At 74.3% G+C, this 13519-nt stretch carries 14 protein-coding genes; 3 read left to right on the forward strand and 11 right to left on the reverse strand.

Translation table 11 applies throughout. The annotated features are described in order from the left end of the window. Positions 1 to 3 precede the first annotated feature (3 nt). The 7 genes from AB0J24_RS22715 to AB0J24_RS22745 form a co-directional block, all read right to left on the reverse strand. The gene (locus AB0J24_RS22715) at positions 4 to 525 is read right to left on the reverse strand and encodes a histidine phosphatase family protein (protein ID WP_358684472.1); all 522 of its coding nucleotides are present in this window, start codon (positions 523 to 525) and stop codon (positions 4 to 6) included. Continuing rightward, positions 522 to 1598, reverse strand: a complete 1077-nt coding sequence (locus AB0J24_RS22720; RefSeq protein ID WP_358684474.1) for an ABC transporter ATP-binding protein — start codon at positions 1596 to 1598, stop codon at positions 522 to 524. The genes AB0J24_RS22715 and AB0J24_RS22720 overlap by 4 nt, the downstream gene beginning before the upstream one ends. Next, positions 1586 to 3268, reverse strand: coding sequence for an iron ABC transporter permease (locus tag AB0J24_RS22725; protein WP_358684476.1), 1683 nt, complete (start codon positions 3266 to 3268; stop codon positions 1586 to 1588). The genes AB0J24_RS22720 and AB0J24_RS22725 overlap by 13 nt, the downstream gene beginning before the upstream one ends. After that, entirely contained in the window at positions 3265 to 4290 is a 1026-nt protein-coding gene (locus AB0J24_RS22730) for an ABC transporter substrate-binding protein (RefSeq protein ID WP_358684478.1), read from the reverse strand. The genes AB0J24_RS22725 and AB0J24_RS22730 overlap by 4 nt, the downstream gene beginning before the upstream one ends. Before the next feature lie 7 nt (positions 4291 to 4297). Next, positions 4298 to 5083 (reverse strand): metallophosphoesterase, encoded by a 786-nt coding sequence (locus AB0J24_RS22735; protein WP_358684480.1) that lies wholly within the window; start codon positions 5081 to 5083, stop codon positions 4298 to 4300. Continuing rightward, positions 5080 to 5745, reverse strand: a complete 666-nt coding sequence (locus tag AB0J24_RS22740; protein ID WP_358684482.1) for a tyrosine-protein phosphatase — start codon at positions 5743 to 5745, stop codon at positions 5080 to 5082. The genes AB0J24_RS22735 and AB0J24_RS22740 overlap by 4 nt, the downstream gene beginning before the upstream one ends. A gap of 190 nt (positions 5746 to 5935) precedes the next feature. After that, entirely contained in the window at positions 5936 to 6760 is an 825-nt protein-coding gene (locus AB0J24_RS22745; protein WP_358684484.1) for a MurR/RpiR family transcriptional regulator, read from the reverse strand. A gap of 155 nt (positions 6761 to 6915) precedes the next feature. Between AB0J24_RS22745 and AB0J24_RS22750 the strand changes: the two genes are divergently transcribed. After that, positions 6916 to 7761 (forward strand): patatin-like phospholipase family protein, encoded by an 846-nt coding sequence (locus AB0J24_RS22750; protein ID WP_358684486.1) that lies wholly within the window; start codon positions 6916 to 6918, stop codon positions 7759 to 7761. 67 nt (positions 7762 to 7828) lie between these two features. After that, positions 7829 to 8653, forward strand: coding sequence for an aldo/keto reductase (locus tag AB0J24_RS22755; RefSeq protein WP_358684488.1), 825 nt, complete (start codon positions 7829 to 7831; stop codon positions 8651 to 8653). 4 nt (positions 8654 to 8657) lie between these two features. On the opposite strand, the gene AB0J24_RS22760 is transcribed toward AB0J24_RS22755, so the two are convergent. Beyond that, positions 8658 to 8963, reverse strand: coding sequence for an NAD(P)H-dependent oxidoreductase (locus tag AB0J24_RS22760; RefSeq protein ID WP_358684601.1), 306 nt, complete (start codon positions 8961 to 8963; stop codon positions 8658 to 8660). Positions 8964 to 9141: 178 nt separating this feature from the next. Here AB0J24_RS22760 and AB0J24_RS22765 point away from each other — a divergent pair, with 178 nt between their 5' ends. Beyond that, entirely contained in the window at positions 9142 to 9459 is a 318-nt protein-coding gene (locus AB0J24_RS22765; RefSeq protein ID WP_358684490.1) for an adhesin, read from the forward strand. A 24-nt stretch (positions 9460 to 9483) separates the two neighbouring features. On the opposite strand, the gene AB0J24_RS22770 is transcribed toward AB0J24_RS22765, so the two are convergent. The 3 genes from AB0J24_RS22770 to AB0J24_RS22780 all read right to left on the reverse strand — a co-directional run bounded on the left by AB0J24_RS22770 (position 9484) and on the right by AB0J24_RS22780 (position 13318). Beyond that, on the reverse strand, positions 9484 to 11133 hold the full coding sequence (locus AB0J24_RS22770; RefSeq protein WP_358684492.1) for an ABC-F family ATP-binding cassette domain-containing protein: 1650 nt from the start codon (positions 11131 to 11133) through the stop codon (positions 9484 to 9486). 93 nt (positions 11134 to 11226) lie between these two features. Then, the gene (locus tag AB0J24_RS22775) at positions 11227 to 11979 is read right to left on the reverse strand and encodes a dienelactone hydrolase family protein (RefSeq protein WP_358684494.1); all 753 of its coding nucleotides are present in this window, start codon (positions 11977 to 11979) and stop codon (positions 11227 to 11229) included. Positions 11980 to 12043: 64 nt separating this feature from the next. Beyond that, entirely contained in the window at positions 12044 to 13318 is a 1275-nt protein-coding gene (locus tag AB0J24_RS22780; RefSeq protein WP_358684604.1) for an MFS transporter, read from the reverse strand. Positions 13319 to 13519 lie beyond the last annotated feature (201 nt).

The following is a 13519-nucleotide window of genomic DNA, read 5'->3' on the forward strand; positions in this document are numbered from 1 at the left end:
CCCTCACCCCTCGACGACCTGGGCGGTCGTCCCGTCGAGCAGCACCACCTGCCCGTTCAGCAGCCGGGGACAACGGCCCCCGACGATCGCCTCGATGCCGGCCCGCAGCACCGTCCCGTGCGCGACGACGACCGTGTCACCGCCGCGCCGGAGCTGCCGGGTGAGTGCCTCGTGGGCCCGGGCGGAGAGCTCCGACCAGGTCTCCGAGCCCGGGTAGTCACCGTCCGGCCAGGTCTCCGCCGCCGCGGCGACCGCCATCCCCTCGGCGGCACCGAAGTCGCGCTCGACGAGCGCCGGATCGAGGACGTGCGGCAGCCCCAGGTGCCCGCCGACGATCCGGGCCGTCTCGACGGCCCGCACCAGCGGTGAACAGACGAGCCGGGTCCACGGCGCCCTGGCCAGGAGCCTGCCCGCCGCGTCCGCCTGGACCCGCCCGTGGTCGTCCAGCGCGATGTCGGTGCGCCCCTGCAGCCGGCGTTCGCGGTTCCAGGCGGTCCGCCCGTGCCGGACGAGGGCGAGGGTCACCCGCCCACCCCGACGGCCTCGGTCGGGACGACCCCGTCCCCGCTCGGGTAGATCCGGGCCTCGCACACGGTGACGTCGACCCGGTCGCCGACGGCCGGCCGGTATCCGGCGGTCCGGGCCCGGACCGACAGCCCGGCCCAGTCCAGCACGACGTCGCCACCGGTGGGGGTGAACAGCGACGACCGGACCACCGCGGCCCCGTCGGGCGCGGGCCGGACGTCGAGACCGGAGGGCAGGACGGCCGCGCACGCCGGGCCGGCAGGCGGCAGCCCCTCGCTGCGGTGCAGCCGCAGCGGGTGACCGTCGGCGCTGAACCCGGTCGCGTCCACGACGCCCTCGACCAGGGTGGCGTCGGAGACGAACCGGGCGACGAACGGGCTCCGCGGGTGCGTGACGATCTCGTCCGGGGTGCCGATCTGCGCGATCCGTCCGCCGTCCAGCACCGCGACCCGGTCGGCGAGCGCGAGCGCCTCCGAGCGGTCGTGCGTCACGTGCACGACGGTCAGCCCGAGCTCGCGGGTCAGCGTGTGCAGCTCCAGCCGCAGCCGGTCGCGCAGCGGCTCGTCCAGCGCCGAGAGCGCCTCGTCGAGCAGCAGCACCCGTGGCCGCGACACGAGCGCGCGGGCCAGCGCCACCCGCTGGCGCTGGCCACCGGAGAGGGTCGACGGGTCCCGGCGGGCGAAGCCGGCGAGGCCGACCATCGTCAGCGCCTCGTCCACCCGCCGTACCCGGTCAGCGCGTGGCACCCGGGCCCGGCGCAGCGGGTAGTCGACGTTGCGGCCGACGTCGCGGTGCGGCCAGACGGCGTGCTGCTGGAACACCATGCCGAGCGCCCGGCGCTCGGGCGGGACGACGGCACCGGCACCGGCGACGGTGGTACCGCCGATGACGACGCGTCCCGCGTCGGGGGTGAGGAAGCCCGCGATCACGCGCAGCAGCGTCGTCTTCCCCGAGCCGGACGGGCCGACCAGCGCCAGGAACTCGCCGTCGCCGACGTCGAGCGACACGTCGTCGAGGCCGAGCGCGCCGCCCGGGTAGCGGACCGAGACGGCGTCGAGGGTCACGGATGCCACGGGGATCCCTTCGGTCGGTCGGCACGCGGTGTCGCGAGCCCGATCACGGCGATGCCGAGCAGCGCCACCACGAGCGACAGCGCGGAGGCCGTGTTGAACGCACCGGCCTGTTGCAGGTTGAAGATCACCACACCGAGGGTCTGCGAACCGGGTGAGAGCAGCAGCACCGAGAGCGTCAGTTCGCGCACCGCGGTGACCGCCACGATCACCGCACCCGCCAGCGTCGCGGGCAGCGCGGCCCGGCACGAGACGTCGACCAGGGTGCGCAGCCGCCCGGCACCGGAGATCCGGGCGGCCTCCTCGGCGCCGGCCGGGATCCCGGCCAGCGGGGCCGTCACCGCCTGCACGACGAGCGCCACGAACGAGGTCACGTAGGCACAGAGGATCAGCCACGGCGTGTTGAACAGCCCGACGAACGGCGCCACGACGAGCCAGGCGACCGCGATGACCAGCCCCGGGACGGCCTGCGGGAGCAGCGCCACCGCGCGCAGCGCACGGTTCCCCGGAGTCCGCGTCCGGGTGACGAGAACGCCGATGCCGAGTCCCAGCACGGCGCAGACGAGCGCGGCGAGGCCCGCGAGGACCACCGAGTTCGTGGCCCCGGTGATCGTGTTGGCCGAGGTGAGGGCCCGGACCAGGTTGTCGGTGGTGAGGTTCTCGGGGACGAGCGGGAGACCCGGTGCACGGAGCAACGTCTGGCTCGCCAGCGCCAGCAACGGCAGCACGGTGACCGCCGTGACCGCGGCCCACACGAGCAGCCCGACCGGGGCCCGGCTGCGGCCCAGCGCGAGCACCTGGGGCGGGGACGCCGAGGTGTCCAGCTCCCGGTCCGCGCCGCGTCCGAGCACCGCGTCCAGCAGCACCGCCGCCAGGGCCAGCGCCAGCAGCACCGTTCCGATCGTGGCGACGACGGTCAGCGGATCGTCGACGGTGCCGGACTGCAGGTACCGGTAGACCAGGGTGGACAGCGTCACGTACCGCTCGGGCAGCCCGACGATCGACGGGATGCCGAAGTCGGCGAGGTTGCCCACCCCGACCAGGACGAACGACGAGAGCAGCGCCGGTCGCAGCAGCGGGACCGTGACCGCGAGCGTGCTGCGGACCGGCCCGGCGCCCGCGATGCGGGCCGCGTGCTCCAGGTCCGCGGGCACCCGGCGCAACGCGGCGCCGACGATCAGCATCACCAGCGGGTAGCTGTGGACGGTCAGCAGCAGTACCACGCCGTCGCCGCCGTAGACCGACCAGAGGGGCGCGCCGAACCGGTCCCGCCACCACAGGTTGAGCGGGCTGGTCGGTCCGGCGATGCCGAGCCAGGCGATCGCACCGACGAACGGCGGCACCAGCAGCGGGGTCAGGGCCAGCAACCGCAGGGCCCTGCGCCCGGGCAGGTCGGTCCGGTCCAGCAGGACCGCCAGCGCCGTGCCGGCCACGACGGCCAGGACCGCCGACGTCCCCGCCGACACCAGGCTGTTGACGCCTGCCTCGACGACGTCGTCGCCAAGGAGCACGTCGAGCCGCGATCCGCCCGCAGCGAGCACGATGATCGCTCCGAGCGGCACGAGCACCAGCGCCGCACAGGCCGCCCACAGGGCGACGGCGAGCAGGTCGACACCGTTCGGCCCGCGGCCCCGGCGGGCCGCCGGGACCGCGGTGGCGGGGGAGGCGGTCACCGGGTGAACAGCTCCCGGAAGGTCTGCACCGCCGCGTCCTGGTTCGCGCGGACGGTCTCCAGGTCGGGGGACAGGATCGCGATGTCGTCCAGGGCCGGCGCACCCTCCGGGGACCCGGCGTCGGACCGGACCGGCAGGTAGGACTGCTCGACGGCGAGTCGCTGGCCCTCGAGGCTGACGAGGAAGTCGACGAACGCCTGTGCGGCCTCGGGCTGCTCGGTGCCGGCGAAGATTCCGGCCGGCTGGGAGACGAAGGGGACGCCCTCCTCGGGGTACGCGACGGCGATCGGCGATCCCTGCTCGGCCAGCTCCCGGACCAGGTAGTCGACGACGATCCCGACCGGCTGCGCCCCGGTGGCCACGGCCTGCGCGACCGGGCCGTTGCTGTCGGCGACGACCGGGCGGTTCGCCGCGAGGTCCTGCATCCACCGTTCACCGAGCTCCGGCTCGCCCAGCCAGACCGCGGCGTTGTACGCGGCGGCCCCGGAGACGTCGGGGTTGGGCATGACCAGCCGGTCGGCGTAGACCGGGTCGGTCAGCGCGGCCCAGGACGTGGGTGGGTCGGTGACCACCCCGGTGTTGTAGGCGATCACCGTCGGGATGATCCGGGTGCCCGTGTAGTAGCCCTCGGGATCGACGACCTCGGGGCTCAGGGCGTCGACGTCGGCCGGGGTGTACTGCAGGAGCAGGTCCTCGGCGGCGTAGTCCTCGAAGGTCCCGGCGTCGGCCGCCAGCAGCACGTCGGCCTGGATCCCGCCGGACGCCCGCTCGGACTCGATCCGCGCGGTGAGATCACCGGTGCCCGCCCGGAAGACCTCGACCGCGATCCCGGGGTTCGACTCGGTGAAGGCGGCGACCAGCTCGTCGGCCTTCTCCTGCGGCTCGGAGGTGTAGAGCGTGATGGTGGCCTGTCCGGTCCCGCCGTCGGCGGGCGGATCGGCGGGGGCGCCGCTGCATCCGGCGAGCAGGGCGGCGGCCAGCCCGGTCGCGACGAGGGCGATCGGGGAACGGAGGCGGTGCATGGCGTCCTCATCTGGTCGGGGAGGTGAACAGCGGAGCGGGTGAGTGCAGTGCCATGCCGGTGGCGGCGGCGCCGTCGGCGTGCAGGTGCACGAGCGAGAACATCGCGAGGTCGTGGCCGCCGACCCGGTCCGGGCCGGCGTCCATGATCTGGTGGTAGGCCAGCGACGGTCCGACGGAGACGAAGACGCCGCGCAGGGTCGCCGAGAGCGGATGGTGGAAGTGCCCGGCGAGCACCGCGCGCACGTCGGTGCCCGCGACGGCGGCGAGCAACGCGTCGGCGTCGCGCAGCCCGGCCCTGGCGAGGGTGGGCAGCGGCGACCCGAGCGGCGGGTGGTGCAGCGCGACCACGGTGCCCTCGGGCGCCGGGGTCCGCAGCTCCGCGCGCAGCCGGGCGAGCGCGACCTCGCCGAGCTCGCCGGACGACGAGTCGAGCAGTACCACGCGCAGGCCACCGGCCAGCACCGTGCGGTGATGGCCGTCCCGGTGACCGGTGAGGGTGCGGGCCGCGACCGGGTCGTCGTGGTTGCCGATCGCGGTGAGCACCGGTGCGCCGGTGCTCACCGCGAGATCGTCGAGCGCCTCGCGCAGTGCCGGATAGGCCACCCAGTGCCCGCGCTGCACGAGATCACCGGTCACGACGACCACCTCGGGGGTGATGCCGGTCCGCCGGACGTAGGAGCCGACGAGCCGCAACCGTTCGAGGCCGTCCACCGCGCCGTAGAGCAGGTCGCCCGCGGTCGCGTGCACGTCGCTGAGGTGCAGGACGGTCAGCCGGCCCGACTCGCGGCTCATCGGCCGACCTTGCGGCGCAGCGAACCGGCCTGCTCCGGGGCCAGCCCGTGGTCGGCCAGGTAGGTCTCGACACCACCCAGCGCGTCGAGCACCGCGAGCGCGTGCCGCAGCGCCTCGGGCGGGCTCTCCAGGTGCAGGCGCAACACCTCGGCCCGTTCCCCGGGCGGCAGTGTCCCCGCCAGCGCCTCGGCCTGCGCGAGGCGGACCGGCCGGACCTGGTCACCGGAGAGCGCGTAGTCGTCGAGCACGTCGGCCGGGTCGGCGCCGGCCAGCAGCCTGGCCAGGGCGACCACCAGACCGGTCCGGTCCTTGCCCGCGGTGCAGTGCACCAGCGCGGCGCCCTCGTCGTCGGCGACCACCCCGACCGCCGTGGCCAGCGCCGCCCCCCGGTGTCGCAACAGGTCCTCGTAGATGTCCTCCAGGCGGCCGGTGCGCGGCGGCGGGCCACCGTAGAGCGGCACCGGGACGACCGGGATGCCGAGCGGGGCCGAGCTGCCGACGCCCGCCTCGCCGGGCTCGCGCAGGTCCACCACGACCGTGACCCCCAGCCTGCGCAGCGTCGTGACACCGGCGTCGTCGAGTGCGTCCGGTGCGGCGGAGCGCATCAGCCAGGGGCGGGTGTCTCCGGTCCATCGGGCGTTGACCAGGCCGTGCACGGCCACCACCCTCTCCGTTACATCCGTTCCGCTCGGTGCGGAACGTCGTTACGGCGCCAGCTTCGCCGGGCACGGTGAACGGCGGGGGAGTCGCGGTCGACCCCACGCGGAACGATCGGTGTGCACCTGGGTTCACCCGGACGAGGGGTTCACCGAGGCCGCCCGGCCGATCAGCCCTCGGTCAGAGCTGTGCTGATCAGCCCTCGGTGAGCGCGTCAGCCACGACGTGCCGCATCCCGCTCACGTCCGGCCGGTCCGGGCGCCGGGCGAGCGCCACCAGGATGGCGTGCAGCGCGACCGTGTGGCCGATCCGGGCTAGGAACGGGTCGACGTCGTGCGTTCCCCCCGCCGGCCCGGTCGAGATCACGACGTCGGCGACCCGGCCCAGCGGGGACCGTGCGTAGCTGGTGACCAGGACGACGGTCGCACCGCGCTCCCCGGCCGCGCTGCACGCGCGCAGCGTCTGCACGTTCGCACCGGAGTAGCTCAACGCCAGGCAGACATCGCCCGGCGCCAGCGTCTGGACGGTGAACTGCTGCGCCTGCGGGTCGATCGGCGCCTCCACGACGTGGCCGATCGTGCTGAGCCGCATCGCGAGATCCTGCAGGGGAGGGCCGGAGAACCCGTGCCCGACCAGCACTGTCCGCCGTGCTCCGGCCAGCGCGTCGGCCGCCGCGTCGAGCTGCCGCGGATCGGCGCACTCCTGGGCGATCCGCAGCGCGTCGACCGCGTCGTCGAACAGCGAACCCTCGTGCTCGGGCTCGCGGGGCGCCAGAGGTGCGGAACGGGCGACCTCCAGGCGCAGGTGCTGGAACCCACGGAACCCCATCCGCTGGCACGCCCGGATCACCGTCGCCGTCGAGGTGCCCGCGGCGCTCGCGAGCTCCGCGGTCGACCACTCGACGACGTCGTCCGGCCGGGCCAGCACCACCGCGGCGACCCGCCCCTCGCCGGGGCCGAGCAGGGCGGACGCCGCACGGACCCGGCTGAGCACGCCGGGCTCCGGCCGTCTGACGCTCATGGTGTTCCGTTCGGGGGCGACTCGGTCTCACCGGCAACATAGCGCGGCACACCGGCCGTGCGCCGGAGTGCGGCGGCGGATGTACCCGGGACCGTCGCCACCGGGCTCGTGGCACTGTGGGCGCGGACGTGCGGGCTTCCGTGGGAGGGGACGCGATGAGTGACGACCGGCGTGCGCTGGTCCTGGGCGGCGGCGGGGTGACCGGTGTCGCCTGGATGTACGGCCTGGTCGCCGGGCTCGCCGCGAACGGCGTCGACCTGCGCCGGGCCGATCTCGTCGTCGGGACCTCCGCCGGGTCCGTGGTGGGCGCCAACCTGGCCGCCGGGCGGGACCCGCAGGCGCTGCTGGAGTCCCAGCTCGCGCCGCCCACCGGGGAGATCGCCGCGCAGCTCGGACTGCGGGCCGCGGCCCGGATCGGGATCGCCGCGCTGGCCGGCCCCCGCGACGCCGAGCGCGTCCGGGCCCGGCTCGGCCGGATGGCGCTCGCCGCCGACACCGGACCGGAGTCCGCGCGGCTCGCCGTGATCGAGTCCCGGCTGGCCGGCGTCGACTGGCCGTCCGAGGGGGACCTGCGGATCACCGCGGTGGACGCCCGCACCGGCGCGTTCCGGGTCTTCGGCCCGGGCGACGGCGTCCCGCTCGCCACCGCGGTCGCCGCGAGCTGCGCCGTCCCCGGGGTCTGGCCACCGGTCAGCGCCGCCGGCACCCGCTGGATCGACGGCGGTGTCCGCTCCACGGCGAACGCCGACCTGGCCGCCGGGTACGGCCGGGTCGTCGTCCTGGCGCCGTTGCAGGGTGCCGTCGGCGGTGCGGCCCGGCCCCGGGCGCAGGCCGAGGCGCTGGCGGCGCTGGCCCGGGTGGCGTTCGTCGAGCCGGACCGGGCGTCCCGGCGGGCGTTCGGCCGCAACGTCCTCGATCCGGCCCGCCGCGCCGGATCGGCGCGGGCCGGGCTGGCCCAGGCCGCCGCCGTCGCCGCGGAGGTCGCCCGGGTCTGGGCCTGAGTATTCCCGGCTGAGAGCTGTCCGACGTCCCGGTATGGCCGCGCGGCGGTGCGGGTAGACCTGAGGCATGTCTGTTCCCACCATCAAGCTGAACGACGGCCGCGAGATCCCGCAGCTGGGCTTCGGCGTCTTCCAGATCGAGGCCGGTCGCACCGCGGAGAAGGTGAAGGCGGCCCTGGACGTGGGCTACCGGCACATCGACACCGCGCAGATGTACGGCAACGAGGAGGGCGTCGGGCAGGCGATCGCCGATTCCGGCATTCCGCGCGAGGAGCTGTTCGTCACCACCAAGCTGAACAACGACGGGCACGGCCGCGCCGAGGCCGTCCGCCGCCTCGACCAGAGCCTGACCAGGCTCGGGCTCGACCACGTCGACCTCTACCTGATCCACTGGCCGCGGCCCGCTGCGGACCGCTACGTCGAGACCTGGCAGGGCTTCGAGGACGCGCGCGACGCCGGCAAGGCGCTCTCGATCGGCGTCTCGAACTTCCAGATCCCGCACCTGGAGCGGCTCGCCGCGCAGACCTCGACGGTGCCGGCGGTCAACCAGATCGAGTTCCACCCGCAGCTGGTGCAGCGCGAGCTGCGCGAGTACCACCAGCAGCACGACATCGCGACCGAGGCATGGAGCCCGATCGGCCAGGGCAAGGGCCTGCTGGACGCCCCGGAGCTGGCCGAGCTCGCCGAGAAGCACGGTCGTTCGGCCGCCCAGGTCGTCCTGCGCTGGCACATCCAGCTCGGCAACATCGTGTTCCCGAAGTCGAACGACCCGGACCGGATCCGGGAGAACTACGAGATCTTCGACTTCACCCTGTCCGACGACGACATCGCCGCGATCGAGACGCTGCACACCGGCACCCGCATCGGCCCGGACCCGGACACCCTCGGCTGAGCTCTCACGCGCCAGGGTAGGGGGCGGCCGCGCGGGCCCGGGCCAGCGCGGCCGCCCACCACGCGAGCGCGTCGAGCACCAGCTTCGCCTGCGTCTCGGCGGCCGGGTCGCCCGGCAGGCCGTCGTCCCAGTGCAGGTAGTACTCGCCGAAGCTCAGCCCGTCGCGCACCGGGACGGCGTGCAGCTCGGCCAGCACGTTCTCCAGGTGCAGCACCGCGTGCCGGCCGCCCGACGGGCCGCCGTACGACGCGAACGCCACCGGCTTCGCCGTCCACTGGGTGAAGTGCGTCCTGCTGCCCGCCGACGACAGCTCGGACGACGCGTTGCGCGCAGTCGTCCGGGACCGGGGTCTGCGGGCCGTGCCATGACCGGGTGACGTAGCTCACAGACGGTGTTCTGCGAGCGCACGGCGTCATCGACCACCCGATGGGGGCCGGTGGCCGGGTGCCGCGGTGGACGTGGCACGGCGCATCCGTACGGTGGGGACGATGTTGGCGATCACCGAGAACGCTGCCGAAGCCATCAAGACCCTGAGCACCGACGCCCAGCTGCCCGAGGAGGGCGGCCTGCGGATCACCGCTCCGGACCCGGAGCAGGGCCTGGAGCTGGCGCTGGCCCCGACGGCCGACGCGCAGGACACCGTGCTCCGCGGCGAGGGCATCACCGTCTTCCTCGAGCCCACCGCGGCCCAGATGCTCGACGACAAGGTCCTCGACGTGCAGCCCGTGCAGACCGACGGGGGCGAGCAGGAGCTGCGCTTCGCGATCGTCGCGCAGGGCGACGCCGAGGAGCCCGCCCAGGGCTGACCGCGGTCCGGGGCCCTGCCGGGGTCAGGACTCCAGCAGGGCCCCGTCGCGGACCTCCCAGCGGCGGGTGGCGCGGACCGTGTCGAGCATCCGCCGGTCGTGGGTGACCAGCAGGACCGTCCCGGCGAACCCGTCCACCGCCTCCTCCAGCTGTTCGATGGCGGGCAGGTCGAGGTGGTTGGTCGGTTCGTCGAGCACCAGCAGGTTCACCCCGCGGGCCTGCAGCAGCGCCAGCGCGGCGCGGGTCCGCTCGCCCGGTGACAGCGACGCGGCCGGGCGCAGCACCGTGTCCGAGCCGAGCGAGAACTTCGCGAGCAGCGTCCGCGCCTCCGACTCCGGCCAGTCCGGCACCTGCTCGCCGAACGCGCGCAGCAGGGAGTCCTCGCCGAGGAAGGCGCCGCGGGCCTGGTCGATCTCGCCGACCAGCACGCCCGAGCCGAGCCGGGCCGTCCCGGACTCCGGTTCCAGCCGCCCGAGGAGCGCGGCCAGCAGCGTCGACTTCCCGGCCCCGTTCGCGCCGGTGACGACCACCCGGTCGGCCCACTCGACCTGCGCCGTCACCGGGCCGAGCACGAACCCGCCGCGGCGCAGCACGGCGCCGTCCAACCGGGCGACGACCGAGCCCGAGCGGGGCGCCGACGCGATCGTCATCCGCAGCTCCCACTCCTTGCGGGGCTCCTCGACGACCTCGAGGCGCTCGATCGCCCGCTCGGTCTGCCGGGCCTTCGCGGCCTGCTTCTCGCTGGACTCGGCGCGCAGCGCCCGCACGTTCTTGTCCGGGTCCTTCGTCTTGCGCCGGGCGTTGCGGACGCCCTGGGCCATCCAGTTCCGCTGCATCACCGCGCGGTCCTTGAGCGACGACAGCTTGTCCGCGTACTGCTCGTAGTCCTCGCGGGCGTGCCGCCGTTGGGTCGCCCGTTCGGCCAGGTAGGACTCGTAGCCGCCGTCGTAGATCCCGATCCGGTGTTGCGCCCTGTCCAGCTCGACGATCCGGTTCACCGTGCGGGACAGGAACTCCCGGTCGTGGCTGACCAGCACCGTCGGTGTACCGCCGCGACGGGCGAGCCCGCCGACGAATGCCTCCAGCCGGTCCAGGCCGTCCAGGTCGAGATCGTTGGTCGGCTCGTCGAGCAACAGCAGGTCGTAGCGGGACAGCAGCAGCGCGGCCAGGTTCGCGCGGGCCGCCTGACCGCCGGACAGCCCGGTCATCGGCACCTGCGGGTCGATCGGCAGGCCGACCTCGCGCAGGACCTCACCGGAACGCTCCTCCATGTCGGCCCCGCCGAGCGCGAGCCAGCGGTCCAGTGCGGTCGCGTACCGGTCGTCGGCCCCTGCCGCGCCCGCGCCGAGCGCTTCGGCGGCCGCGTCCATCGCGGCCTGCGCGTCGGCGACCCCGGTCCGGCGGGCGAGGAAGCCGGCCACCGTCTCACCGGGGCGCCGGTCCGGCTCCTGGGCCAGCAGGCCGACGGTCGCGTCCGGCGGGGCGAGCGTCACCGTGCCCGCGTCCGGGGCACGCAGGCCGGCCAGGATCGACAGCAGCGTGGACTTGCCGGCCCCGTTGGCGCCGACCAGGCCGATCACGTCACCCGGCGCGACGACCAGGTCCAGGCCGGAGAACAGGGTGCGGTCGCCGTGCCCGGCGGCGAGGCCGGAGGCGTGCAGGGTCGCGGTCATCTCCCGCGGGAGATTACCCGGACCCCTCGCAGGTGATCGGGGGTCGGGCACCGGAACGTCCGCCGCAGGGCCGCTCCGGTGCCCGATCCGTGATCATCGTGCGGGGCCGGGGCGCAGGTGGGTGGTCAGGAGGGTGTTCAGGGCCTCCCAGTGCCGCTGCTCGGCGGTGGCGTCGTGGGCGAGCGTGTCGGGGACGGCGAAGCCGTGCGCCGCCGGGTAGGTCTCGACGGTGTGGTCGACGCCGGCATCGGAGAGCGCCGCCACGAGGCGTTCGCGCTGCTCGTCGGGGAACGACCGGTCGTTCTCGGCACCCGCGACGTAGACGCTGGCCCGGATCCGGTCGGCCAGCCGGTGCACGCTCGCCGGGTCGTCGGTCGCGAGGTTCCCGGCGTGGAACGCCGCCGCCGCGGCCACCCGCTCCGGCTGGGCGGCCGCCGTCCGCAGGCTCATCACCCCGCCCATGCAGTAGCCGGTGACCCCGACCCGGGAACCGCTCACCTCGGGCCGGTCGAGCAGAGCGCCCACCCATGCCTGCGCGTCGGCCGTGACCAGTCCCGGCTCCAGCGAACCGAGCATGCCCATCAGGCGCTCGCGCTCGGCGTCGTCGGAGAACACCGTGGACATGTCGAACGGTGCCCAGTCGCCGTGCCGGTGGTAGACGTCGGGCAGCAGCACGGCGAAGCCGAGACCCGCGAGACGGGCGGCCATGTCGTGCATGGCCTTCCGCACCCCGCCCGCGTCGACGTAGAGGATCACGCCGGGCCAGGGGCCCGCACCGCCGGGCGTGTGCAGGAACGCGGGCGCGTCACCGTCGGGTGTGGCGATCGTCAGGTCGGTACGTGGCATCGGTCGGCTCCCGGGGACGAAGATCAGGTCGTACCCGTTCTACGCCCTCCGGGAGCCGGCCCGCTCAGCCGTGCTGCAACGCGTCGTCGTCGAGGCGGCGGGTGCGGGTCTCGGAGTAGGCGGCGACCGCGATGATCGTGAGCACCGAACTGGCCGCGATGTAGGCCGCGATCGCGTATCCGCTGCCCGTCGCGACCAGCAGCGACGCCGCGATCAGCGGGGCGAGCCCGCCGGCGAACACCGATGCCAGCTGGTAACCGATCGAGATGCCGGAGTAGCGCACCTTCGTGCCGAACAGCTCGGACAGGAACGCGGCCTGCGGGCCGTACATGGCACCGTGCAGCACCAGGCCGACGGTCACCGCGAGCGCGGTGAGCGCGAAGCTCTGCGTGTCGATCAGGAAGAAGAAGGCGAACGCCCACACGCCGACGCCCGCCGCACCGAACAGGTACACCGGCTTGCGGCCGACCCGATCGGAGATCGCGCCCCAGAGCGGGATGGTCACCAGGTGCACCGCGGCGCCGATGAGCACCGCGCCCAGCACGAACGACGACGGCAGGTCGAACCGTTCCTGCAGGTAGGTGGCGATGACGATGGTGAAGATGTAGTAGGAGACGTTCTCCGCGAACCGGGCACCCATCGCGGTGAGCACCTCACGCGGGTACTCGCGCAGGACGTCGAGGATCGGCATCGACTCCTTCTCCCCGGCCGCGGCGCGCTCGGCGGCCCTCGCCTGCGCGTCCCGGAACACCGGGGACTCCTCGACGGCGAGCCGGACGTAGAGGCCGATCAGCACCAGCACCGCGGAGAGCAGGAACGGGATCCGCCAGCCCCAGGACAGGAACGCCTCCTCGGGCTGCACCAGCGCCATCACGCCGAGCATCGCCTGGGCGAGCAGCTGCCCGGCCGGGGCGCCGGCCTGCGGCCAGCTCGCCCAGAACCCGCGGTGCTCGGGCCTGCCGTGCTCGGAGACGATGAGCACCGCGCCGCCCCATTCGCCGCCGAGCGCGAAGCCCTGCACGATGCGGAGCAGCACCAGCAGGACCGGTGCGAGGATCCCGATCGTGGCGTAGCCGGGGAGCAGCCCGATCGCGAAGGTCGCGAAACCCATCATCAGCAGCGACAGCACCAGCAGCTTCTTGCGACCGATCTTGTCGCCGTAGTGGCCGAACACCAGCCCGCCGAGCGGGCGGGCGACGAACCCGACCGCGAACGTGCCCATCGACAGCAGGATCCCCACGGCACCCTCGCTGTCGGGGAAGAACACCATCGGGAACACCAGCGCGGCCGCGACGCCGTAGAGGAAGTAGTCGTACCACTCGACCGTCGTGCCCAGCATGCTCGCGGCCACGACCCGCACGATCGGTGTGTGCGGGCGGTCGGCCGCGGTCGCGGGCCCGTCGCCCCCGGATCCCGGCGCGGTGGCGCCGGGCTGTGTGTCGGACACGGTCTCTCCCCATCGTGAGACTGGTTACCTCGCTCGATTGCGTCACGATAGGGCGAGGGGTGACGATTTCACCGGTTGCGGCCACATCCGGGC

It is taken from the genome of Pseudonocardia sp. NPDC049635 (genome assembly GCF_040659795.1).
GTDB lineage: Bacteria > Actinomycetota > Actinomycetes > Mycobacteriales > Pseudonocardiaceae > Pseudonocardia.